The organism is Streptomyces venezuelae ATCC 10712 (genome assembly GCF_008639165.1).
GTDB classification, from domain to species: domain Bacteria; phylum Actinomycetota; class Actinomycetes; order Streptomycetales; family Streptomycetaceae; genus Streptomyces; species Streptomyces venezuelae.
On record NZ_CP029197.1, the window covers coordinates 2562769 to 2584727 of the forward strand.

The window sequence follows — 21959 nt, forward strand, 5'->3', positions numbered from 1 at the left end:
TGCTGTACCCCGCCCTGCTCTCTTACCCCCGAGACAAAGTTGACCAGCCCGGGGCGGTACTTGGGGCGGTTTTGGTAAACGTCCCTTCCGGATGGCCGCACTTTCAGCCGTTTCGGGAGGGGCGTGAGGGTCAGCGGATGACGACCAGGTCGTCCCGGTGGACGACCTCCCGCTCGTACTCGGGTCCGAGTTCCCTGGCGAGCGCGTGGGTGGAGCGCCCGAGCATCCGGGGCATCTCCTTGGCGTCGAAGTTGACCAGGCCGCGGGCGACGGCCCGGCCGGTGGTGTCGCGCAGTTCGACGGGGTCACCGGCCACGAAGTCGCCCTCGACGCCTGCGACCCCGGCCGCGAGCAGGGACTTCTTGCCCTCGACGACGGCTCGTACGGCTCCGTCGTCCAGGGTGAGGGAGCCCTGCGGGGTGGAGGCGTGGGCGAGCCAGAGGAGCCGGTCGGCGGAGCGGCGGCCGGTGCGGTGGAAGTACGTGCCGGTGTCACGGCCCGCGAGGGCGTCGGCGGCCCGGCTGGCGGAGGTGAGGACCACCGGGATGCCGGCGGCGGCGGCGATCCGGGCCGCCTCGACCTTGGTGACCATCCCGCCGGTGCCGACGCCCGCCTTGCCGGCCGTGCCGATCTCGACGTGGGCGATGTCGGCGGGCCCGGTGACCTGAGCGATCCGCGACGTGCCGGGCTTGGCGGGGTCGCCGTCGTAGAGGCCGTCGACGTCGGAGAGCAGGACGAGGAGGTCGGCGCGGACGAGGTGGGCGACGAGGGCGGCGAGCCGGTCGTTGTCGCCGAAGCGGATCTCGTCGGTGGCGACGGTGTCGTTCTCGTTGACGACCGGCAGCGCGCCCATGGCGAGGAGCTGGTCGAGGGTCCGGTAGGCGTTGCGGTAGTGGGCGCGCCTGCTGGTGTCGTCGGTGGTGAGGAGGACCTGCCCGACCCGGACGCCGTAGCGGGCGAAGGAGGCGGTGTACCGGGCGACCAGGAGGCCCTGGCCGACGCTGGCGGCGGCCTGCTGGCGGGCCAGGTCCTTGGGGCGGCGGGTGAGGCCGAGCGGCGCGAGGCCCGCGGCGATGGCGCCGGAGGAGACCAGGACGATCTCCTTCTCGCCACCGCTGCGGACCTTGGCGAGCACGTCGACCAGGGCGTCGACCCGGTCGGCGTCGAGGCCTCCCGAGGCGGTCGTGAGGGAGGAGGAGCCGACCTTGACGACGATCCTCCGGGCCTCCGTCACGTACTGCCTCGCCGCGTCCGTCTCTCCGGTCATCTGCGTCGTCACCTGTGCCGCCACCTGCGTCGTCCTCACTCGGCTGTCCTGCGCGCCGCGTGCGCCCCGCCGCGGCTGCCAGGCAATCTACGCGAGCTTGGAGTGCTGCCGCTCGTCCGTTTCGGTCCCTGGACCGGCGGTCTCCTGGGCCTGTCCGGTGTTCCGGGGCACCAGGATCCGCTGGGAGATCACATAGGTGAAGGGGATGGCGACGACGGCCGCGACGAGTGGCGCGATCCTGTCGTCCATTCCCGCCCAGGTGACGAGCGCGTACAGGCCGACGCTCTGCACCAGGTAGTTGGTGACGTTGGTGAGCGGGAAGAGGGCGAACTTCTTCCACGTCGGCCGGGTGCGGTAGGTGAAGTAGGTGTTGAGGAAGAAGGAGCCGATCATGCTGAGCACGAAGGCGAGGGAGTACGCGGCGAAGTACGGCATCCACGGATGGAGCAGCAGGTAGCAGCCGAAGAAGGTGCCGGTGTTGACGCCGCCGACGAGCCCGAAGCGGAAGATCTCGGCGAGCCGTGCACGCCCCGCCCTGGGCGTGCCGTCCTCCATCAGCGCTCTCCGTCGGCGGCCGCGACCCGGATGCGCTCGGCGGCGGCGTGCTCGGCGGCGCCGCGCCCGAAGGAGCGGTGGGTCTCCTTGACGAGGAAGTGCGGGCGGCGCTTGGTCTCGTAGTAGATGCGGCCGATGTACTCGCCGATCAGGCCGAGCATCATCATCTGCACGCCGCCGAGGCCGACGATGATCGCGACGAGGGTGACGTAACCGGGGGCGGTGACGCCGTGGGCGATGGCGGCGACGGCCACCCAGACCACGTAGACGGCGGCGAGGCCGGTCAGCATCATGCCCAGCCAGAGGGCGATGCGCAGCGGACGGTTGTTGAAGGAGATCAGCCCGTCCATGCCGTAGTTGACCAGGGAGCTGAACTTCCACTTCGTCTCACCGCCTTCGCGCGCGGCGTTCTGGTAGTCGAAGGTGACGGTGTCGAAGCCGATCCAGGAGAACAGGCCCTTGGAGAAGCGGTTGTACTCGGGCAGCGAGAGCAGCGCGTCGACGGCGGGGCGGGAGAGCAGCCGGAAGTCGCCGACGCCGTCGGTGAGCTCGACGTCGACCCAGCGGTTGACGGCCCGGTAGTACATACGGCTCAACGCGGAGCGGAGCTTCTTGTCGCCCTCGCGGGTCCGCCGCGCGATGACCTGGTCGTGGCCCTGGTGGTGGAGGTCCAGCATGCGCGCGAGGAGCTCCGGCGGGTGCTGGAGGTCGGCGTCCATGATGACGATGGCGTCACCGGTGGACTTGCGCAGCCCGGCCAGCATGGCGGCCTCCTTGCCGAAGTTCCGGCTGAAGGAGGCATACTGTGTGCGGCTCGGGTGCAGGGCCGCTATGTCACGGAGCTTGCCCAGCGTTCCGTCGGAGCTGCCGTCGTCCACGTAGCAGATTTCGTAGTCGACCGGGAGGGCGTCGAGCACCTGACGCATCCTCGCGTCGAACAGCTCGACGACGTCCTCCTCGTTAAAGCAGGGAACGACGACGGAAAGTTTGGTCATGGAACGTTCACTCCATCGGGATGAGCGAGGGCGCGCCCTGAGCGGCGACCAGCAGACTCTTCCTTGAACCGCACGGTGCGGCTCAAGGCGGGTGATGGCCGTCGGGCGAGCGCCGCGTGGCCGTCCCGGTCGGCATGCCGTCCATACAATAAAGCATCAGTGAAGACCTTGAATATAGGTGGCATTTCCACGCATCTGCCACCCGGAGAGACGGCCTTGGGCCAGGGGAGCTACCACCGGTGAGCAGGACCACCATCTCGGAGCGCGGTGAGATACCGGCTCCGGAGGAACAAAGACGGACGGACACCACCGGCGGGAACCGCTTCCGGCGCGCCCTGAGCGGGGTCGGGCTCCTCGTCGCCGTCGGTTCGGGAGCGCTGCTCGCGGTCGGGGCCTTCCTCGGCCTCTACGTACGCCCCACGTCCGACGACTGGTGTGCCCTCTGGAAGGCCCGTGACATGGGTCCCCTGGGGATCACCGCGGACTTCTACAACACCCAGAACGGCCGCGTCACCAACGCCTTCCTCACCGGCCTGCTCTACTCCGACGACATGACCGGGCCCAAGCTGCTGCCCGCCTTCCTCGTCGTGGCGCTCGGTGTCGTCCTCTTCTTCCTCGCCCGCGCCACGCTGCGCGCCCTCGGCCGGCCCCAGCCCCCCGCGGTGCTGCTCGTGGCCGCCGTCGGTCTCCTGGAGGCGCTGCTGTTCTTCGCCGGCACCCGTTCGTACCAGGTGCTGCTCTGGGCCCCGGCGACGATCTCCCACACCCTGCCGAGCGTGATCGGGCTCTGGGCCGTCCTCTGGGCCGTCCTCGCCGCCCGCTCGCCGCGCCCCCGGGCCCGTAAGGCCGCCGTGGTCGGCGTGGTCCTCGTCGGCCTGGCGATCGGCATGCTCAGCGAGCCGTTCACCATCGTGGCCGGACTCTTCGCGGCCGTCGTCGGCCTCGTCTGCCTGCCCCGCCTCCGCCTGGCGAAGGACTGGTACGTCACCACCTGGTGCGCCGCCGCCTGCGTCGGACTCGGCACCGGCCTCCTCATCCTCTACACCTCCCCCGGCGCCCAGTGGCGGCGCGCGCAGAACACCAAGAAGCCGATGACGCTCGCCGAGCTGGGCGAGACGTTCCACGACTGGTGGCGCATCTGGCAGACGATCATCGACCAGTGGGCGTACGTGGGTGCCCTGACCGTCGGCCTCCTGCTGGGCCTCGGTCTCGCCTTCGTCAGCCCGTCCGGTGACCGCGACGCCTCCGCCGGGGAGAGCCGCCCCCGCCGGGTGCCGCTGGTCCTGGCGATCCTGCCGGTGCCGCTGCTCGCCCTCGCGAGCCTGGGCGTCGCCTACGGCCTGCGCAGCGGCTACGGCCCCACCGGCTGGACCTACGGCCGCACCTGGACGAACTTCGTCGTCCCGCTGCTCCTCATCCTCTGCGCGTACGGCGCCTGGGCCGGGTACCGGCTGGGCCGGCGACTCCAGGCCCCCGGCCGCCCCGTCGTCCGCGCCGTCGTGCTGGCCGCGGTGGGCGCGCTCACCGTCGGCTCCGTGATGGCCCTGGTGGAGCCGGTCTACTCGATGACCCGGATCACGGTCGCCCGGAGCATCGCCATGGACCGCCAGAACGCGAAGATCCGCGCCGAGGTGAAGGCGGGCGACCGGGACGTGGCGTACCAGCCGATCCTCATCGGCGGCCTGGCCGAGCCGCTGTTCGCCCGCTCGTACAAGCGGGACTGGGCGGCGCAGTGCACGTCGAAGTACTACGGCGTGGAGCGCATCCACCGCCCCGGACCCAAGCGTCCGTGAGACATGACGAAGCGGGGTGTCCCAGAACCTGGGGCACCCCGCTTCGTCGTGGAATCAGACCGTCATGGCGGTCCGGGATCAGACCGTCACGACGGCCGGGATCAGACCGTCACGACGGTTCGGGATCAGACCGTCACGCGGTTCGCGCTCCAGCCCTCCCAGGCGGAGCTGATCATGGAGCGGACGTCGTGCTTCGCCTTCCAGCCGAGCTCCGACCCGATGCGCTCCGCCGACGCGACCACCCGGGCCGGGTCACCCGGACGGCGGGGGGTGACCAGGGGCTCGACGCTGTGGCCGGTGACCTCGTTGATCAGGTTCACCATCTCGCGCACCGACACGCCCTCGCCGCGCCCGATGTTCAGGGTCAGGGTGGCCGTCTCGCCGCGCTCGCCCGCCGCGACGAGCGCGCGGGCCGCCGCGAGGTGGGCGTCGGCGATGTCGGCGACGTGGATGTAGTCGCGGATGCAGGTGCCGTCCGGCGTCGGGTAGTCGTCACCGAAGATGCGCGGGGACTCGCCGGCGTCGAGGCGCTCGAAGACCATCGGCACCAGGTTGAAGACACCGGTGTCGGCGAGCTCGGGCTTCGCCGCGCCCGCCACGTTGAAGTACCGCAGGCACGCGGTGGACAGCCCGTGGGCCTGGCCGACGGCGCGCGCCATCCACTCGCCGACGAGCTTGGTCTCGCCGTACGGGCTGAGGGGCAGGCACTCCGTGTCCTCGGTGACGAGGTCCACGTCGGGCATGCCGTACACGGAGGCGGAGGACGAGAAGAGGAAGCTCTTCACCCCGGCCGAGACCGCCGCGTCGAGGATGACCTGCAGACCCGTCACGTTCTCGTGGTAGTAGAACAGCGGCTTCTCGACGGACTCGCCGACCTGCTTCTTGCCGGCCAGGTGGACGATGCCCGTGATCCGGTGCTCGCGCAGCACCCGGTCGAGGAACGCGCGGTCGAGGACCGTTCCCTCCTCCAGGACGACGCCCTCGGGGACACGCGCCGGGTTGCCGGTGCTGAGGTCGTCGACCACGACGACGTGCTCGCCGCCCTCGGTCATTGCTTTGACGACGTGGGAGCCGATGTAACCGGCGCCGCCGGTGATGAGCCAGGTCATTCCGACAGTGTAGCCATCCGCCGGAGGCGCCCCCGGGGCCCCGGGGAACGCGGAAGCCCCGCCGTGACCGAGGTCTCGGCGGGGCTTCCGGAAGGGCCGCTAGCGCTCGATCTCCTCGAACGCCGCCTCCCACTGGTCGAGCACATGCGGCAGCGCCAGGTGGGCGACGTGCTCCCGACCGGCCCTGCCGTACCGCTGACGCATCGCGTCGTCGTCCATGAGCTCACCGAGCGCGGCGGCGAGCGCCGGCACGTCGGCCGGCGGCACCAGGGTGCCCGACACGCCGTCCGCGACGAGCTCCCGGACACCGCCGGAGACGTCGAAGCTCACACACGGCACACCACAGGCGGCGGCCTCGGCCAGCGCCATCGGGCGGCCCTCGCGCTCACTGCTGATCGCGACGACGGACAGCTCGCGGTACGCGGCGGCCATGTCCTGCGCCGTGCCCCGGAAGACGACCTGGTCGGCGACGCCGAGGTCCTCGGCGCGCATCCGCAGCTCGCCCTCCAGCGGTCCCTCGCCGAAGAGGTGCAGCTCCCAGCCGTCGCGGCCCTTGTGGGCCTCCGCGAAGGCCTCGATCATCCGATCGTACCGCTTGATCGGGTCGAGCCGGCCGACCGCGCCGATCTTGCGGGTGTCGAGCGGGGCGAGCTCGTCCGGGAAGAACGGCAGCGGGTTCGGCATGACCCGCACGTTCGGCACGCGCTGGTTCACGAACTCGACCGCGTCGCCCTCGGAGAGCACCAGGGTCTGCTCGAGCTCCGGGTAGTGACGCCGGATCAGACCCAGGTTGGCGCTCCGCTTCGCCTGCGCGAAGGACTCGTGGTACTGCCCGATGCCCTTGAGGTGACGCCACTTCAGCGGCATGACCCAGTCGACCGCCCACGGCGAACCGAAGACGATGTAGCCGTCCTTCACCGCGGCGAGCTTCCGCTCGAACTCCGCCCGCGCGTTGTCGCGGTCGGCCCGGGCGCGCCGGGCGTCGGCGCGCCGCGCCAGGCTGATCCGGTCGCCGACCGTGCGCACCGGCGGCTTGGGCTCGGAGGGGGCCGGGTAGAGCGTCGAGTGCCGGTACGCGCGCGTGGCGTTGTACGGGAACGGCTCCGGGCTCGGCCGGATGCCGATCAGCTCGACGCGGTGACCGCGCTCCCCCATGCCCTGGGCGAGGGTGTGCAGCACCCGCTGGGATCCACCCATCGAGTCGACGTCGATACCGACGAAGAACACGTTGCGGACAGGGGAGGCCTCAGTCATGGGTGCCGCCTTCGAAAAAAGCATCGACCACCATCTTGCTGGCGTGGCCGGTCTCGTACGAGCAGAACATTTCCTGGAAGCGCGCGTACCGCTGGGCGTGGCGCTCCTGGGTGCCCTCCAGGTCCCGGACGGCCGCCGCGAGGTCCTCGGTCGTCGTCAGCATCGGACCGGGCGCGATCTCCTCGAGGTCGTAGTACGTGCCGCGGTCGCCGCCCTTGTACGCCTCGTAGTCGTCCGTGTAGAGCAGGATCGGGCGGCCGGTGTTGGCGTAGTCGAACATCAGCGACGAGTAGTCCGTGAGGACGGCGTCCGAGGCCAGCATCACGTCGTTGATGTCGGCGTAGGAGGAGCCGTCGCGGAGGAAGTGACCCAGCTCCGGGGCGATCTTGAACCGGTCGTACGGGTGGGTCCGCACGACGATGATCCACTCGTCCGACAGGTGCGGGGCCAGCGCCTCCAGGTCGACCCGGACCGACTGGCCGGTGCGGCGGGCGGCGTCGCGGAACGTCGGCGCGTAGAGCAGCACCTTCTTGCCGGCCGGGATGTTCAGCGCCTCACGGACCTCGGCGGCCCTGGCCTGCTGCTCGGGCTCGGCCCAGCGCACCAGCACGTCGTTGCGCGGGTAGCCGGAGCGGATCAGGTCCGCGGAGACCTCGAAGGCCGGGACGAAGGTCTTCTCGAACTCCGCGCTGGGGCAGACGAGCGCGTCCCAGCGGCCCACGGCCGCGCGGAATCGCTCCTTCTCGATCTCCGAGGCGCCGCGCAGCGACGGCACGTCGAAGCCCATCGCCTTGAAGGTCTGGCCGTGCCAGGTCTGCAGGTACCGGGTGCCCTTCGGCTTCCGGTACAGGTACGGCAGGTTGTGCGAGTCGACCCAGAAGGTGGCCCGGGCCAGCGCCCGCCCGTAGGCGAAGCTGCCGCGCTTGACGAGCGTCACGTCCTCCGGGAAGGACGAGCGGTCGCCGGAGTACGCCCAGACCACGTCGATCGGGAGGTTGCGGCGCTTGAGCTCCTCGTAGATGTAGCGCGGGCTGTCGGCGTAACCGCGGCCCTCCATCGCCTCGAACACGGCGAGGCTGCGCTTGCGCGGGAGCTTGGACACGGCGTCGTACGCGGTGGCCTTGCCCTCGTTGCCGACGAGGATCTTCCTGACCTTGCCGACCTTGCCCTTGGCCTTGCGGGCGTAGGGGCCGAGCGGTTCGAGGGACTTCAGGAAACCGGACCGCTGCCAGGTCACCTCAAGACGGCCGGCACCCTTCTGCTCCGCCTTGACGCGCAGGTGGTGGATGCCGAACTTGTGGTACGTGACCGTGGCGCGGAAGTCCGGCTGGTCGTGCTTGGCCAGCAGGATGTCCGTACGGCCGGCGCCGTCGCGCTCCAGGGCGACCACCGGGTGGCGGCGCGTCGCGACGCCCGCCTTGCCGACGGGGACCTTGCGCAGGTCGATCTCGGCCTTGGAGACGTACTGGCCCTCGCCCTCCGGGCGCAGCGTCAGCGGCACCGTGAGCGGCTTCTTGTGCGCGGCCAGCTTCACCGAGGCCTTGGTGCCCTCGACGATCAGACCCGCCGGGTCGTACGTGTGGATCTCCAGGCGCAGCACCGGGCCGAGCATCGTCACGGAGGTCAGCTCGTGCCGGATGCGGCCGGTGGCGAGCACCTGCTCGCGCAGGTACCACTCGCTGATGTCCAGCTCGCTGCGGCTCGCCTCGTCGGCGGGGGCGACCGCGCCCCAGTAGGTGACGTCGCCCTCGTCCGTCGCGAAGCGCGGGGCGAGCTGCGGCCGGCCCAGCTGGCGGGCGGCGATCTGGAGCTCCTCCAGGCGGCCGGTGCGCAGCAGGTGGATGCAGATGCGCTCCTCGCGGGAGAGCCGGGCGAAGGTCTCGTCGGAGATCTCGTCCAGGTACGGGTTCACCACCTCGGCGAACTCGGCGATCCACTCCAGGTCACGGAAGGGCAGGTCGCCCAGGTAGAGACGGAAGTCGTGGCGGAGGAACTTGTAGTCCTTCTCCGCGCGCAGCTCCGCGCGGCCGTTCTCCTCGAACCAGGCGTCGATGAGCCGGGCCACGCCGATGCGGTCCGCGACGTTCTGGATCTTGTGACGGCTGGAGGAGATGGAGACGCTCTCCGGCGCGAGACGCCAGACGTAGACCGACCACGGGACGACGGCGAAGGACTCCGCGAGCGAGAAGGCCTGCGCGGAGAACAGCTGGTCCTCGTAGTGGATGCCCTCGGGGAAGGTGAGCGCGTTGTCCCGGATGAAGGCGGTCCGGTAGAGCTTGTTCGTCGACAGGTGGTCGAAGAAGTACTCGGGGCGCTCGGCGATGCCGTTCACGACCCGCTTCTCGGTGAAGAGGTGCGGATACCAGAGGCCGGTGGTGTTCGTCTCCTCGAAGAGACGGGTCACCTCACCGGTGACGAAGTCGACGCCGGTCTCCTCGGCCACGAGCAGCAGGCTCTTGCAGGCGTGCCGCGGCAGCTCGTCGTCACTGTCCAGGAACATGACGTACGGCGCGCGCGCGACCTCGATGCCGCGGTTGCGGGGCGCGCTGCAGCCACCACTGTTCTGCTCCAGGCGGACGTAGCGCACGCGCGGGTCGGACGCCTCCAGGGCGCGCGCCACGCCCTCGGTGCCATCGGTCGAACAGTCGTCGGCGATGATCACTTCGAGGTTGTTCAGGGTCTGGTCGAGAAGTGACCGAACCGCTCGCGGGAGCCGTTCCTCATCGTTGTAGACGATGACGACGACGCTCACATCAGGGACGTCGCTAGTCGGCATCCAAGTCCTCTCACAATTGCGGGCGGCAACATCCGGCACGCGTCCCGGCCGGGCGCGGCGCTGTCCGCGCCGTGGTCAACGGCGCAGTACTGCCTTCAGTGGTGAAGGGTGCCGCCCCGCGATGTTCGGCGAGGGCCACCCGGCGACCGGAAAGAATACCGGCAGGAGGAATTGTTCCATACCTGCTCTCCCGGGCCTTCGGTGATGTTCACCGCATGGCAAACAGCCTCTTGAAACGCCCGGACATCACCTGACGTGCGCCGACCGCGCCGCCCGCGAACCGCAGGACCAGCCCCCGGCGCGCCGAGGCGACGACCTGGACAAGGAGCACCCGGCCGAGCCGACCCAGCACCACGCCACGCCGGCCGACATACCCCTGCGGGGCCCTGACCTCGGCGTTTCCGGTCGATCCGTCCGCGTACCGCAGCTCGGCGTGGACCGACCAGGCCGCGAGCCGGCCCGCCCGCAGCAGCTTCGAGGTGGGCAGCGTCACAGTGGCCGTCCAGCCCTCGTCCGCCGGGAGCAGCGGCGCGTCGACCGGCAGCTCGGCCGCCGACACCCGCTCGGTGAACACCACCCGGACGCCCGTGGGGCCCAGCGCGGCGACACGCCCGTACAGATCGTGGACGGTCACGGTCAGCCGGGTCGACGCGCCGACGGCCACGGAGCCGTCGACCGCCACGGGCAGCTCGGCGGCCGCCAGCTCCGCGAGACCCTCCAGGGGTACGTCGGCGGGGGCGGCGGCCAGCACCGGCGCACCGTCCTCGGCGCGCCGGTACGGGGGGACCAGCCGGGGCAGCGGCGCTGCCAGCTCGACGAACCGGGTCAGCTCCCGCCCCTCGGGAACGGCGGTCAGCGCCGTCAGCGCGGCGTGCAGCCAGCGCGACGGCGCCCGGGCCGCGGAGACCGCGGCGGCCTCGAAACCTGCCAGGTGGGCACGGGTGACCGTCCACCAGTCGGCCCGGTAGGCGGCGGTCCGCTGCGGCAGCTCGCGCAGGTACATGGGGAGGTCGTAGTCGAGGAACTTCGTCTGCGCGGCGGCGGCGAGCGCGGGGCGCCCCGCCGTGCGGAACACGTCGACGACGGCGGCGTGCGCGGCGATGCGGTGCTCCCAGTTGGCCAGGGAGGCGCGCCGCAGCGAGATCGACAGGGTCGCGGCCTGCCGGCGCACGTGCCACACGTAGACCGGCACGTCGGTGACGGCGAGCCGGGGGGCGGCGGCCTGGACGCGGGCGCTGAAGACGAAGTCCTCGTAGTGGAAGGCGCCGTCGGGGAAGCGGATGGCGTGCCGGTCGAGGAAGTCGCGCCGGTAGAGCTTGTTGACGGAGAGGGTGTCGAGGACGAACTCGGGGTGCTTCTCGACGCCCTCGATCACGGTGCCGGGGAGCGTGGCGCCCTGGGACACGTCGTACAGCGAGGGTGCCCAGACGGTCTCCCGGCCCTCGGGGAGCTCGCGCCGCACGCAGATCCCGGCGACGACGTCCGCGCGCTCCTCGGCGGCGACGGCGAGCAGGCCGTCGACGGCGCCGGGCAGCAGCAGGTCGTCGCTGTCGAGGAACAGGACGTAGGGGTGGACGGCCGCGGCGATGCCGTCGTTGCGGGGGGTGCCGCAGCCGCCGCTGTTCTCCGTCCGGACCAGCGGCCTGACCCGCGGCTCACCGGCGAACGCGGCGAGCACCTCGGGCGTGGCGTCCCCGGAGGCGTCGTCGACGACGAGCACCTCACCGACCGCCTCGCCCTGGGCGAGGGCGGAACGGATGGCGTCGGCGACGTGCGCGGCGTCGTTGTACGCGATGACGACCACACTGACTGCGCTGCCGGCACTGCCAGGACTGACGGCACCGTCACGCGCGGGGGCCTGCGGCCGGGGGCTCTCACTCACCCGTGAATCCTACGTGCCCCCCACCGGTCCCCCAGGAGACCGATCCCCCCACACGAAACCGGCCGGACACCCAGAGGCGCCCGACCGGCCGACACGGCTCATCCGTCCCGGACCGGGCGGTCCCGACGGACTGCGCCCGGTCCCGTTAGAACGGGTCCAACTCGTCTAGAACGGGTCGAACTCGTCGTACTCGCGCTGCGCGTCGTCGCGCTCCGCCTCGCGGTCGCGGCGGCGCTGGGCCGCGGGGCGGGGGGCCTCAAGGCGGTGGTCCTCGCCTCGGCGGCCGAGCATTTCGGCGCCCGCCATCATCGAGGGCTCCCAGTCGAAGACGACCGCGTTCTCCTCGGAGCCGATCGCGACGCCGTCGCCCGCGCGGGCGCCCGCCTTCATCAGCTGGTCCTCGACGCCGAGGCGGTTGAGGCGGTCGGCCAGGTAGCCCACGGCCTCGTCGTTGTTGAAGTCGGTCTGGCGGACCCAGCGCTCCGGCTTCTCGCCGCGCACCCGGTACACCTCCTCCGCCTCGTCGTAGGTGACCGTGAAGCCCGCGTCGTCGACGGCCTTCGGACGGATGACGATGCGGGTCGCCTCCTCCTTCGGCTTGGACGCGCGCGCCTCGCCGACGATGCCCGCGAGGGCGAAGGAGAGCTCCTTGAGGCCGAGGCGGGCCACGGCGGAGACCTCGAACACCTGGTAGCCGCGCTCTTCCAGCTCCGGGCGGATCATGTCCGCGAGGTCCTGGCCGTCGGGGATGTCGACCTTGTTGAGCACGACGATGCGCGGCCGGTCGTCCAGGCCGCCGTACTGCCGCAGCTCCTCCTCGATGATGTCGAGGTCGGTGACCGGGTCACGGTCCGATTCGAGCGTCGCGGTGTCCAGGACGTGCACCAGCACCGAGCAGCGCTCCACGTGGCGGAGGAACTCCAGGCCCAGGCCGCGGCCCTGGCTGGCGCCGGGGATGAGGCCCGGCACGTCGGCGATCGTGTAGACGGTGGAACCGGCCGTGACGACGCCCAGGTTGGGGACGAGGGTGGTGAAGGGGTAGTCCGCGATCTTCGGCTTGGCGGCCGAGAGGACCGAGATCAGCGAGGACTTGCCGGCGCTCGGGTAGCCGACGAGGGCCACGTCGGCGACGGTCTTGAGCTCCAGGACGATGTCCCGCGCCTCACCGGGCTCGCCGAGGAGCGCGAAGCCGGGGGCCTTGCGGCGCGCGGAGGACAGCGCGGCGTTGCCGAGGCCGCCGCGGCCGCCCTGGCCGGCCACGAAGGTGGTGCCCTGGCCGACGAGGTCGGCGAGCACGTTGCCCTGCTTGTCGAGGACGACGGTGCCGTCGGGCACGTTCAGGACGAGGTCCTGGCCGTCCTTGCCGGAGCGGTTGTCACCGGCACCGGGCTGGCCGTTGGTGGCCTTGCGGTGCGGGGAGTGGTGGTAGTCGAGAAGCGTGGTGACGGCCTGGTCGACGACCAGGATCACATCGCCGCCGCGGCCGCCGTTCCCGCCGTCGGGCCCGCCGAGCGGCTTGAACTTCTCCCGGTGGACGGAGGCGCAGCCGTGGCCTCCGTTACCCGCGGCGACATGCAGCTCGACGCGGTCCACGAAGGTGGTCATGGTGGTGCCTCCATCTGAATACGTACGGAATGTCTATCTAGTAACACGCGAAAGGCGGACCCGCTTCCCGACCGGGAAGTGAGGTCCGCCTCCGCAAAGATCCGATCAGGCGACCGGAACGATGTTCACGACCTTGCGGCCACGGTGGGTGCCGAACTGCACCGCGCCGGCCTGCAGGGCGAACAGCGTGTCGTCGCCACCGCGACCGACACCCGAGCCCGGGTGGAAGTGGGTGCCACGCTGGCGGACCAGGATCTCACCCGCGTTGACGGCCTGACCGCCGAAGCGCTTCACGCCGAGCCGCTGGGCATTCGAGTCGCGCCCGTTCCGGGTGGACGATGCGCCCTTCTTGTGTGCCATGTCTCAGTCCCTCTTACTTCGCAGCCGCGGGGATACCGGTGACCTTGATCGCCGTGTACTGCTGACGGTGACCCTGGCGACGGCGGTAGCCGGTCTTGTTCTTGTAGCGCAGGATGTCGATCTTGGCGCCCTTGTGGTGGTCCACGACCTCGGCCGTGACCTTGATGCCGGCCAGGACCCACGGGTCGCTGGTCACGGCGTCGCCGTCGACAACGAGCAGGGTCGAGAGCTCGACCGTGTCGCCAACCTTGGCAGTGGAAATCTTGTCAACCTCAACGATGTCGCCGACAGCAACCTTGTGCTGGCGACCACCGCTGCGCACGATGGCGTACACGCGGATCTCTCTCTCACTCGGGATCGAAACCTCTGAAGCCAGCCGCTCACACGGACCCGAGGGCCCGCGGCGTTCCGGAATCGGACGAGCGGCCTCTCCCGACGAGCGGGAGGGAGGTGCTCAGAGGCGCGGCGCGTCGATAGACACGCCGACGGTCTAGGTTACGGGCGGCTGCCTGGGAGGGTCAAATTCGCCCGTGCGGTACGGGCCGCCCCGGCAGGGGGCGGCCCGTACCCGCCGGTCAGTCCTGGGCCGGGGCGGCGGTCTTCTCCGCCGCCTTCTTGGCCGGGGCCTTCTTGGCGGTGGTCTTCTTCGCCGCGGTCTTCTTGGTCGCCGCCGTCTTCTTGGTGGCGGCCTTCTTGGCCGTGGTCTTCTTCGCCGCGGTCTTGCGCGCCGCCGTCTTCTTGACGGGGGCGGGCTCGGCCTCGGCCTCGGCCTCGGTGGCGGCCTCCGCGGGAGCCTCGGCCGGGGCCGTGGTCACCACGACGACGGCCGCCTCCTCGGCGCCCGAGGGCGAACCGGCGGGAGCGGTGGCCTTACGGACCACCCGGCGGCGGGCACGCGGCGGGGCGGCCACGGGGGCGTCCTCCACCACGGGCTCGGCGACCGGCTCGGCGACGGCCTCGGCGGCCGGCTCCGGCGCCACGACGGGCTCCGGCTCCGGGGCGGCCTCGACGACCGGCTCGACGACGACCGGCGCGGCGGCCGGCTCCGAGGTCGAGACGACCGGGGAGGTCGCCCGGCGGGTGGCCCGGCGACGGCCGCGCGGGGCCGGGGCGGCCTCCTCGGCCACCGGCTCGGCGACCGGCGCCGTGACGGTCTCGACGACCGCCTCGACGACCGGCTCGGCGACCGGCTCCGGCGTCGCCACCGGCTCCGGCGTCGGCTCGGCCTTCGGCGTCGGCTCGAAGTCGACCGCCTCGGTCTCCACCACCGGCCGCGTGGCGACCGGCGCGGACACCCGGCGGGTGGCGCGACGGCGGCCACGGCCGCGCGTGGCGGCCGCCTCCGCCTCGGCGACGGAGCCGTACAGCTCCTCGTCCGCGCCGATCGGCTCGGGCAGGGCGACCGGGGCGGCCAGTTCGGCGGCGACCTCGGCCTCGGTCTCGGTCTCGGCGGCCTCCAGGGCCTCCGGCGCCTCGGCGTGCTCGTGCTCGTGGACGTGCTCGGCGCCGCCGCGGCCGCGCTTCTTCGAGCGCTTGCCGCCGCCACCGCCACCGGCGGTGGTCGGCTGCTCCATGTGCACGATGACACCGCGGCCGTTGCAGTGGACGCAGGTCTCCGAGAAGGACTCGAGGAGGCCCTGGCCGACCCGCTTGCGGGTCATCTGCACCAGGCCCAGCGAGGTGACCTCGGCCACCTGGTGCTTGGTCCGGTCCCGGCCCAGGCACTCCAGGAGGCGACGCAGGACAAGGTCGCGGTTGGACTCCAGGACCATGTCGATGAAGTCGATGACGACGATGCCGCCGAGGTCACGGAGGCGCAGCTGGCGCACGATCTCCTCGGCCGCTTCGAGGTTGTTCCTCGTCACGGTCTCTTCGAGGTTGCCGCCCTGGCCGGTGAACTTGCCGGTGTTGACGTCGACGACGATCATCGCCTCGGTCTTGTCGATCACCAGCGAGCCGCCGCTGGGCAGCCAGACCTTGCGGTCGAGCGCCTTCATCAGCTGCTCGTCGATCCGGTACGTCGCGAAGACGTCGACCTCGCTCGTCCACTTGGACAGGCGGTCGGTCAGGTCCGGGGCGACGTGGTGGACGTAGCCGTGGATGGTCTCCCACGCCTCGTCACCGCTGACGATGACCTTGGAGAAGTCCTCGTTGAAGATGTCGCGGACGACCCGGACGGTCATGTCCGGCTCGCCGTAGAGCAGCGTCGGGGCGTTGCCGCTCTTCGCCTTCTTCTGGATGTCCTCCCACTGCGCCTGCAGTCGCTCGACGTCACGGCGCAGCTCGTCCTCGCTCGCGCCCTCGGCGGCGGTGCGCACGATGACGCCCGCGTCCTCGGGGACGATCTTCTTGAGGATGGTCTTGAGACGGGCGCGCTCGGTGTCCGGGAGCTTGCGGCTGATGCCGGTCATCGAGCCCTCGGGGACGTACACGAGGTAGCGGCCCGGCAGGGAGACCTGGCTGGTCAGACGGGCGCCCTTGTGGCCGATCGGGTCCTTCGTCACCTGGACGAGGACCGACTGGCCGGACTTGAGGGCGGTCTCGATGCGGCGCGGGCCGTTGCCCATGCCGAGCGCCTCGAAGTTGACCTCACCGGCGTACAGGACGGCGTTGCGGCCCTTGCCGATGTCGACGAAGGCGGCCTCCATGGACGGCAGGACGTTCTGGACCTTGCCCAGGTAGACGTTGCCGACGTACGAGGTGGCCTGCTCCTTGTTGACGTAGTGCTCGACGAGCACGTTGTCTTCCAGGACGCCGATCTGGGTGCGCTCGCCGCTCTGGCGGACGACCATGACGCGCTCGACGGCCTCGCGGCGGGCCAGGAACTCGGCCTCGGTGATGATCGGGACGCGGCGGCGGCCCTGCTCGCGGCCCTCGCGGCGGCGCTGCTTCTTGGCCTCGAGGCGGGTCGAGCCCTTGATGGACTGGACCTCGTCGGCGCCGGTGCCGGGCTCGGCCTTCTCGCGGGCCGGGCGGGGCTCGCGGACCTTGACGACCGTGCGGACGCCTTCCTCGTCGGCGCCCTCGACGTCGGCGGAGGCGTCCCCGCTGCGACGGCGGCGACGGCGACGGCGGCGGGAGCTGCTGGAGCCGCCGCCGAAGGCCTCGGCCTCCTCGTGCTCCTCCTCGCCGTCCTCGGTCTCCTCGGTCTCGTCGGAGTCGTCGGAGCGCGGCTCCTCGCCCTCCTCGGACTCCTCGGCCTCGGTGAGCTCACCGCGACGGCGGCGACGGCCGCCACGACGGCGACGGCGGGACGGGCGGTCCTCGTACTCGTCCGACTCCTCGGCCTCGGCGGCCGCGGTGTCCTCGTCGCCCTCGATCTCGTCGGCGACGGCCTCGACCTCGGGCTCGTCGGCGACGGTGGCCGGGACGGGCTCGACGGCGACGGGCTCGCCGCGACGGCGACGACGACGGCGGGAGCCGGTCTCGACGGGCTCGGGGGCCTCCACGGCCTCGGCCGGGGCGGCCTCCGTCTCCTCGACGAGCTCCTCGTCCTCCGGCTCCACCGCGGCGGCGGCGGCCGCGGCGGCCGTCTCCGGGGTCTGGAACATCGGCTCGGTGAAGACCGGTGCCTGGAAGACGGCGACGGAGGGACGCGCGGCACGGCCGCGCGGCTCGCGGGCCGGGGCCGGCTCGGAGGTGAACTGGGGGGAGGTCGCGCGACGGCGGCCGCGGCCACGGGTGGCGGCGGTCTCGGCGGCGGTGACCTCGGTCTCCTCGGCGGCGATCTGCGCGACGGTCGAGGAGGGCAGCGACTCGCCGGTGACGGCGGTCTCGGCGGCGGCCTCGGGCGAGGCGGCCTGACGGGTGGCGCGGCGGCGGGTCCGCGGCGCGGGCGCGGCGGTCTCCTCCACGGCCTCGGCGACGGGCGCGGCGGCGGGCGCCTCGACGACGGTCTCCTCGACGGCGGGCGCCCCGGCCGGTGCGGTGGCCTTGCGGGTGGCGCGGCGGCGGGTCCGCGGCGCGGGGGCCTCGGCCTCGGCCGGGGCGGCCTCCACGGCGGGGGCCTCGGCGGCGGGGGCCTCGGCGGCCACCGTGGTCTCGGCGGTCTCCTCGGCGGCGGCCGGGGAGGTCACCGGCGAGGTGGCCTTACGGGTGGCACGGCGGCGCGGACGGGCCGGGGCGGCCTCGGGGGCCTCCTCGACGGCCTCGGCCGGAGCGGCGGCGGTCTCCACGACCGGCTCCGGGGTCTCCTCGGCGGCGGGCGCGCCGGCCGGTGCGGTGGCCTTGCGGGTGGCGCGGCGGCGGGTCCGCGGCGCGGGGGCCTCGGCCTCGGCCGGGGCGGCCTCCACGGCGGGAGCCTCGGCGGCCGCCGTGGTCTCGGTGATCTCGGTGGGCTCCGCGGTGGCGCCGGTCACCGGCGGACCGGCGGGGCGGGAAGCGGCGCGGCGCCTGCGGCGCGGCGGCAGCTTGTCACCGGGGGCATTGGTGTCTTCGTTGGACTCGAGCATGCGGGGTTCTCCCGTCACGCTCCCGGGCGCCGCGTCTGGTTCCGGTCCGGCGGCACGGTCACGCCTGAGGCGCGGTGCCGCCGTCCGGGGCGCGGGCGCCGCACGGGAGCTCTATGTCTGGCTCGCCGGTTCCGTACGCCCTGTGCGGACGGCCTGGCGAAAGTCTCCTGGTCAGTGCGCTGCCCGACCCAGGTGGCTCCCGAGTACCAGGGCTGCGCTACAACGACCGCTCCCTACGCGGTGCCGGCACCCGGCGCCGTCGCAGAAGCGGTCGCGGCGGCCGTGGTAGATGCGGCCGTGACTGCCTCGCGGTCGGGCGCGAGCGGGTCGGTCACCGTGCCGGACTCCTCGTCGAAGAGCCCCTGCGCCAGCCTGGTCACCGCAGCGGGGACCGGCGGCGCCAGGTCGGCCACAGCTCGGAGACCGGACAGGACGTCGTCGGGTCGCACGGCAGGTGTCACGTGCCGAACAACCAGGCGCAGTATCGCACAGGCGCTGTCCAGCGGCCTATCACCCTGGGGATCGCCCTGGGGAGCGGCTGCCGTCAGCTCGGTGACCGCGGAACGCGCGTCGAAGGTACGGACGCCGTTCTTGGTCTTGCGCTGTACTTCCACGGACTCGGCCGCGAGAAACGCCTCGGCGGCCTTTTCCGCGTCCTCGACGGTGACGCCTTCGAGCCGCAGCTCCCACACGGAGGCGGTGAGCCGGTCGGCGAGACCCGAGGTGCGGGCCTCGACGGCGTCGGTGATGTCGAGGCCGGCCGGGAGGGACTCGTCGAGCAGGACCCGCAGGGTCTCCGGGTCACGCGCCTCGGTGAGGGCGATCTCCAGGTACTCGGCCTCGGAGCCCGTGCCCGTGGGGGCGGCGTTGGCGTACGACACCTTGGGGTGCGGGGTGAAGCCGGCCGAGTACGCCATGGGCACCTCGGCACGGCGCAGCGCACGCTCGAAAGCGCGCTGGAAGTCACGGTGGCTGGTGAACCGGAGGCGGCCGCGCTTGGTGTAGCGCAGTCGGATGCGCTGCACCGCCGGTGCGGGCGGCGGGCCTTCGGGCTGTCGCTTGCCCAGTGGTTCTTCTCCTCGGTGCGGGGCGGCGCGGGTGGCGCCGACCACGAGATGTACGGGTGGCCCTGGGGGTCCCGCCCGGTTCACCCCCGCTTCCGCAGGGAGATCTCGGGGGCGGGCGCCGCGCCGGGGACGTTCGTTGTACTACCCAGAGTACGCGCCCGGGCCACCTCCGGTTCCCCGGGCGGGGTCAGCGGGGTCCGCCGAAGAGGGCGACCCGCACCTCCCTGGCCGCGGCGCGCACGGCCCGCGCGACGGCGGCGGCGGGCCGCCACACCCACGCCCGCAGCCAGTGGCCGAGCGGGGTGAGGACGACCCGGTAGGTCCAGGCGAGGGGCCGGCCGACGGCGTTCCACAGCACCCAGCCGAGGGCCCGTGCGACGGCCGACGAGATCCGGCCGGCCACGCCCCAGGCCCAGGCGAGGGCGGCGCCGACGGCGCGGCCGACGGGCGCGAGCACATGACGCCAGAGCCAGCCGAGGGGGGTGACGACCAGCAGGTCGACGACCCACCACAGCGCCTTGAGGACGGGGAGCAGCACCCAGCGCCAGAGCCATGTCAGCGGGGTGACGACGAGCAGGTCCATCGCCCACCACAGGGCCCGTCCGACGGGCACGATCACCCACTCCCACAGGAACCGCAGCGGGATCACGACCAGGTGGTGGATGAGCCATCCGAGGGCGCGGCCGACCGGGGCGAGGACCCAGCGCCAGAGCAGCTCCAGGCAGAAGACCAGGGCGTCCCACACCAGCCGGACGGGCAGGACCACCACGAGGGCGATCACGCGGGCCACCCCGGTGAGGCAGCCCGTGGGCTGGTTCGGCGGCTGCGACCTGGTCTTCTCCGTGTTCATGTCGGAAATGACGCGACGGCCCGGCGAAGGGTTTCCCCTTCGCCGGGCCGTCACTCAAGCGTTACTGGTTGACGACCGTCAGCGGCAGCAGCTTCTTGCCGGTGGGGCCGATCTGGATGTGGGTGTCCATCTGCGGGCAGACGCCGCAGTCGAAGCACGGGGTCCAGCGGCAGTCCTCGACCTCGGTCTCGTCGAGCGAGTCCTGCCAGTCCTCCCAGAGCCAGTCCTTGTCGAGACCGGAGTCCAGGTGGTCCCAGGGCAGGACCTCCTCGTAGGTGCGCTCGCGGGTGGTGTACCAGGCGACGTCGACGCCGAACTCGGGCAGCGTCTTCTCGGCGCAGGCCATCCAGCGGTCGTACGAGAAGTGCTCACGCCAGCCGTCGAAGCGGCCGCCGTCCTCGTACACCGCGCGGATGACCGCGCCGATGCGGCGGTCGCCGCGGGAGAGGAGGCCCTCGACGATGCCGGGCTTGCCGTCGTGGTAGCGGAAGCCGATCGAGCGGCCGTACTTCTTGTCGCCGCGGATCTTGTCGCGGAGCTTGCGCAGCCGCTCGTCCGTCTCCTCGGCCGACAGCTGCGGGGCCCACTGGAAGGGGGTGTGCGGCTTGGGCACGAAGCCGCCGATGGAGACGGTGCAGCGGATGTCGTTCTGGCCGGAGACCTTGCGGCCCTCGGCGATCACGTTCATCGCCATGTCGGCGATCTGCAGGACGTCCTCGTCGGTCTCCGTCGGCAGGCCGCACATGAAGTACAGCTTCACCTGGCGCCAGCCGTTGCCGTACGCGGTGGAGACGGTCCGGATGAGGTCCTCCTCCGAGACCATCTTGTTGATGACCTTGCGCATGCGCTCGGAGCCGCCCTCGGGGGCGAAGGTGAGGCCGGAGCGGCGCCCGTTGCGGGTCAGCTCGTTGGCCAGGTCGACGTTGAACGCGTCGACACGGGTGGACGGGAGGGACAGGCCCACCTTGTCCTCCGTGTAGCGGTCCGCCAGGCCCTTCGCGATGTCACCGATCTCGGAGTGGTCCGCGGAGGACAGCGAGAGGAGGCCGACCTCCTCGAAGCCCGTCGCCTTGAGGCCCTTCTCGACCATCTCGCCGATGCCGGTGATGCTTCGCTCCCGCACGGGGCGCGTGATCATGCCGGCCTGGCAGAAGCGGCAGCCGCGGGTGCAGCCGCGGAAGATCTCGACGGACATGCGCTCGTGGACGGTCTCCGCGAGCGGCACGAGGGGCTGCTTGGGGTACGGCCACTCGTCGAGGTCCATGACGGTGTGCTTGGACACGCGCCAGGGGACGCCCGACTTGTTGGGGACGACACGGCCGATGCGGCCGTCCGGCAGGTACTCCACGTCGTAGAACCGCGGGATGTACACCGAGCCGGTCCGCGCGAGGCGGAAGAGGACCTCCTCGCGGCCGCCCGGCCTGCCCTCGGCCTTCCAGGCGCGGATGATCTCGGTCATGTCGAGGACGGCCTGCTCGCCGTCGCCGATGATCGCGGCGTCGATGAAGTCCGCGATCGGCTCCGGGTTGAAGGCCGCGTGGCCGCCCGCGAGGACGATCGGGTGGTCGACGGTGCGGTCCTTCGACTCCAGCGGGATGCCTGCCAGGTCGAGGGCGGTGAGCATGTTCGTGTAGCCGAGCTCGGTGGAGAAGCTCAGGCCGAAGACGTCGAACGCCGAGACCGGGCGGTGCGAGTCGACCGTGAACTGCGGGACGCCGTGCTCCCGCATCAGCTCCTCGAGGTCCGGCCAGACGCTGTAGGTGCGCTCGGCGAGGACGCCCTCGCGCTCGTTGAGCACCTCGTACAGGATCATGACGCCCTGGTTGGGCAGACCGACCTCGTACGCGTCCGGGTACATCAGCGCCCAGCGGACATCGGCGGACTCCCACGGCTTGACCGTGGAGTTCAGCTCTCCACCGACGTACTGAATCGGCTTCTGCACGTGCGGGAGCAGAGCTTCGAGCTGCGGGAAGACAGACTCGGCAGCAGACATCT

15 protein-coding genes are annotated in these 21959 nt (G+C 71.8%); 1 reads left to right on the forward strand and 14 read right to left on the reverse strand.

Going from position 1 to position 21959, the window contains the following annotated elements; genetic code table 11:
* Window positions 1-130: 130 nt before the first annotated feature.
* From proB to DEJ43_RS11750, 3 genes are all read right to left on the reverse strand, one after another.
* Entirely contained in the window at window positions 131-1267 is a 1137-nt protein-coding gene (proB, locus tag DEJ43_RS11740; protein ID WP_051026049.1) for a glutamate 5-kinase, read from the reverse strand.
* An 87-nt stretch (window positions 1268-1354) separates the two neighbouring features.
* Entirely contained in the window at window positions 1355-1822 is a 468-nt protein-coding gene (locus DEJ43_RS11745; RefSeq protein ID WP_015033574.1) for a GtrA family protein, read from the reverse strand.
* Complete coding sequence (locus tag DEJ43_RS11750; RefSeq protein WP_015033575.1) at window positions 1822-2817, reverse strand: glycosyltransferase family 2 protein; 996 nt, start codon at window positions 2815-2817, stop codon at window positions 1822-1824. The genes DEJ43_RS11745 and DEJ43_RS11750 overlap by 1 nt, the downstream gene beginning before the upstream one ends.
* A gap of 239 nt (window positions 2818-3056) precedes the next feature.
* Here DEJ43_RS11750 and DEJ43_RS11755 point away from each other — a divergent pair, with 239 nt between their 5' ends.
* The gene (locus DEJ43_RS11755) at window positions 3057-4610 is read left to right on the forward strand and encodes a DUF6056 family protein (protein ID WP_015033576.1); all 1554 of its coding nucleotides are present in this window, start codon (window positions 3057-3059) and stop codon (window positions 4608-4610) included.
* A gap of 125 nt (window positions 4611-4735) precedes the next feature.
* On the opposite strand, the gene galE is transcribed toward DEJ43_RS11755, so the two are convergent.
* The 11 genes from galE to DEJ43_RS11810 all read right to left on the reverse strand — a co-directional run bounded on the left by galE (window position 4736) and on the right by DEJ43_RS11810 (window position 21957).
* Window positions 4736-5719 carry a UDP-glucose 4-epimerase GalE gene (gene galE / locus DEJ43_RS11760; RefSeq protein WP_015033577.1) on the reverse strand — a complete coding sequence of 328 codons (984 nt, stop codon included), beginning with the start codon at window positions 5717-5719 and terminating at the stop codon, window positions 4736-4738.
* A gap of 99 nt (window positions 5720-5818) precedes the next feature.
* Window positions 5819-6973 carry a glycosyltransferase gene (locus tag DEJ43_RS11765; RefSeq protein ID WP_015033578.1) on the reverse strand — a complete coding sequence of 385 codons (1155 nt, stop codon included), beginning with the start codon at window positions 6971-6973 and terminating at the stop codon, window positions 5819-5821.
* The gene (locus DEJ43_RS11770) at window positions 6966-9749 is read right to left on the reverse strand and encodes a CDP-glycerol:glycerophosphate glycerophosphotransferase (RefSeq protein WP_041662385.1); all 2784 of its coding nucleotides are present in this window, start codon (window positions 9747-9749) and stop codon (window positions 6966-6968) included. Before DEJ43_RS11770 ends, DEJ43_RS11765 begins: the two co-directional genes overlap by 8 nt.
* A gap of 208 nt (window positions 9750-9957) precedes the next feature.
* Window positions 9958-11631, reverse strand: a complete 1674-nt coding sequence (locus DEJ43_RS11775; RefSeq protein WP_015033580.1) for a glycosyltransferase family 2 protein — start codon at window positions 11629-11631, stop codon at window positions 9958-9960.
* Window positions 11632-11796: 165 nt separating this feature from the next.
* Window positions 11797-13236: a GTPase ObgE gene (obgE, locus tag DEJ43_RS11780; protein ID WP_015033581.1), complete on the reverse strand. Its 1440-nt coding sequence runs from the start codon at window positions 13234-13236 to the stop codon at window positions 11797-11799.
* A 105-nt stretch (window positions 13237-13341) separates the two neighbouring features.
* On the reverse strand, window positions 13342-13596 hold the full coding sequence (gene rpmA, locus DEJ43_RS11785; RefSeq protein ID WP_015033582.1) for a 50S ribosomal protein L27: 255 nt from the start codon (window positions 13594-13596) through the stop codon (window positions 13342-13344).
* Window positions 13597-13609: 13 nt separating this feature from the next.
* Entirely contained in the window at window positions 13610-13930 is a 321-nt protein-coding gene (gene rplU / locus DEJ43_RS11790) for a 50S ribosomal protein L21 (RefSeq protein ID WP_015033583.1), read from the reverse strand.
* Between the two features lie 241 nt (window positions 13931-14171).
* Window positions 14172-18047, reverse strand: coding sequence for an Rne/Rng family ribonuclease (locus DEJ43_RS11795; RefSeq protein ID WP_071891283.1), 3876 nt, complete (start codon window positions 18045-18047; stop codon window positions 14172-14174).
* A 233-nt stretch (window positions 18048-18280) separates the two neighbouring features.
* On the reverse strand, window positions 18281-19072 hold the full coding sequence (locus tag DEJ43_RS11800) for a TIGR03936 family radical SAM-associated protein (RefSeq protein ID WP_041662388.1): 792 nt from the start codon (window positions 19070-19072) through the stop codon (window positions 18281-18283).
* A 229-nt stretch (window positions 19073-19301) separates the two neighbouring features.
* Window positions 19302-19964: a hypothetical protein gene (locus tag DEJ43_RS11805; protein ID WP_015033586.1), complete on the reverse strand. Its 663-nt coding sequence runs from the start codon at window positions 19962-19964 to the stop codon at window positions 19302-19304.
* 61 nt (window positions 19965-20025) lie between these two features.
* Window positions 20026-21957, reverse strand: coding sequence for a TIGR03960 family B12-binding radical SAM protein (locus DEJ43_RS11810; RefSeq protein WP_015033587.1), 1932 nt, complete (start codon window positions 21955-21957; stop codon window positions 20026-20028).
* Window positions 21958-21959: the final 2 nt, after the last annotated feature.

Excerpts from the sequence above, each read along its gene's own strand:
- proB (WP_051026049.1), bottom strand. The coding sequence starts at position 1,267 with ATGACCGGAGAGACGGACGCGGCGAGGCAGTACGTGACGGAGGCCCGG.
- DEJ43_RS11745 (WP_015033574.1), bottom strand. The coding sequence starts at position 1,822 with ATGGAGGACGGCACGCCCAGGGCGGGGCGTGCACGGCTCGCCGAGATC.
- DEJ43_RS11750 (WP_015033575.1), bottom strand. The coding sequence starts at position 2,817 with ATGACCAAACTTTCCGTCGTCGTTCCCTGCTTTAACGAGGAGGACGTC.
- galE (WP_015033577.1), bottom strand. The coding sequence starts at position 5,719 with ATGACCTGGCTCATCACCGGCGGCGCCGGTTACATCGGCTCCCACGTC.
- DEJ43_RS11765 (WP_015033578.1), bottom strand. The coding sequence starts at position 6,973 with ATGACTGAGGCCTCCCCTGTCCGCAACGTGTTCTTCGTCGGTATCGAC.
- DEJ43_RS11770 (WP_041662385.1), bottom strand. The coding sequence starts at position 9,749 with ATGCCGACTAGCGACGTCCCTGATGTGAGCGTCGTCGTCATCGTCTAC.
- obgE (WP_015033581.1), bottom strand. The coding sequence starts at position 13,236 with ATGACCACCTTCGTGGACCGCGTCGAGCTGCATGTCGCCGCGGGTAAC.
- rpmA (WP_015033582.1), bottom strand. The coding sequence starts at position 13,596 with ATGGCACACAAGAAGGGCGCATCGTCCACCCGGAACGGGCGCGACTCG.
- DEJ43_RS11795 (WP_071891283.1), bottom strand. The coding sequence starts at position 18,047 with ATGCTCGAGTCCAACGAAGACACCAATGCCCCCGGTGACAAGCTGCCG.
- DEJ43_RS11805 (WP_015033586.1), bottom strand. The coding sequence starts at position 19,964 with ATGAACACGGAGAAGACCAGGTCGCAGCCGCCGAACCAGCCCACGGGC.
- DEJ43_RS11810 (WP_015033587.1), bottom strand. The coding sequence starts at position 21,957 with ATGTCTGCTGCCGAGTCTGTCTTCCCGCAGCTCGAAGCTCTGCTCCCG.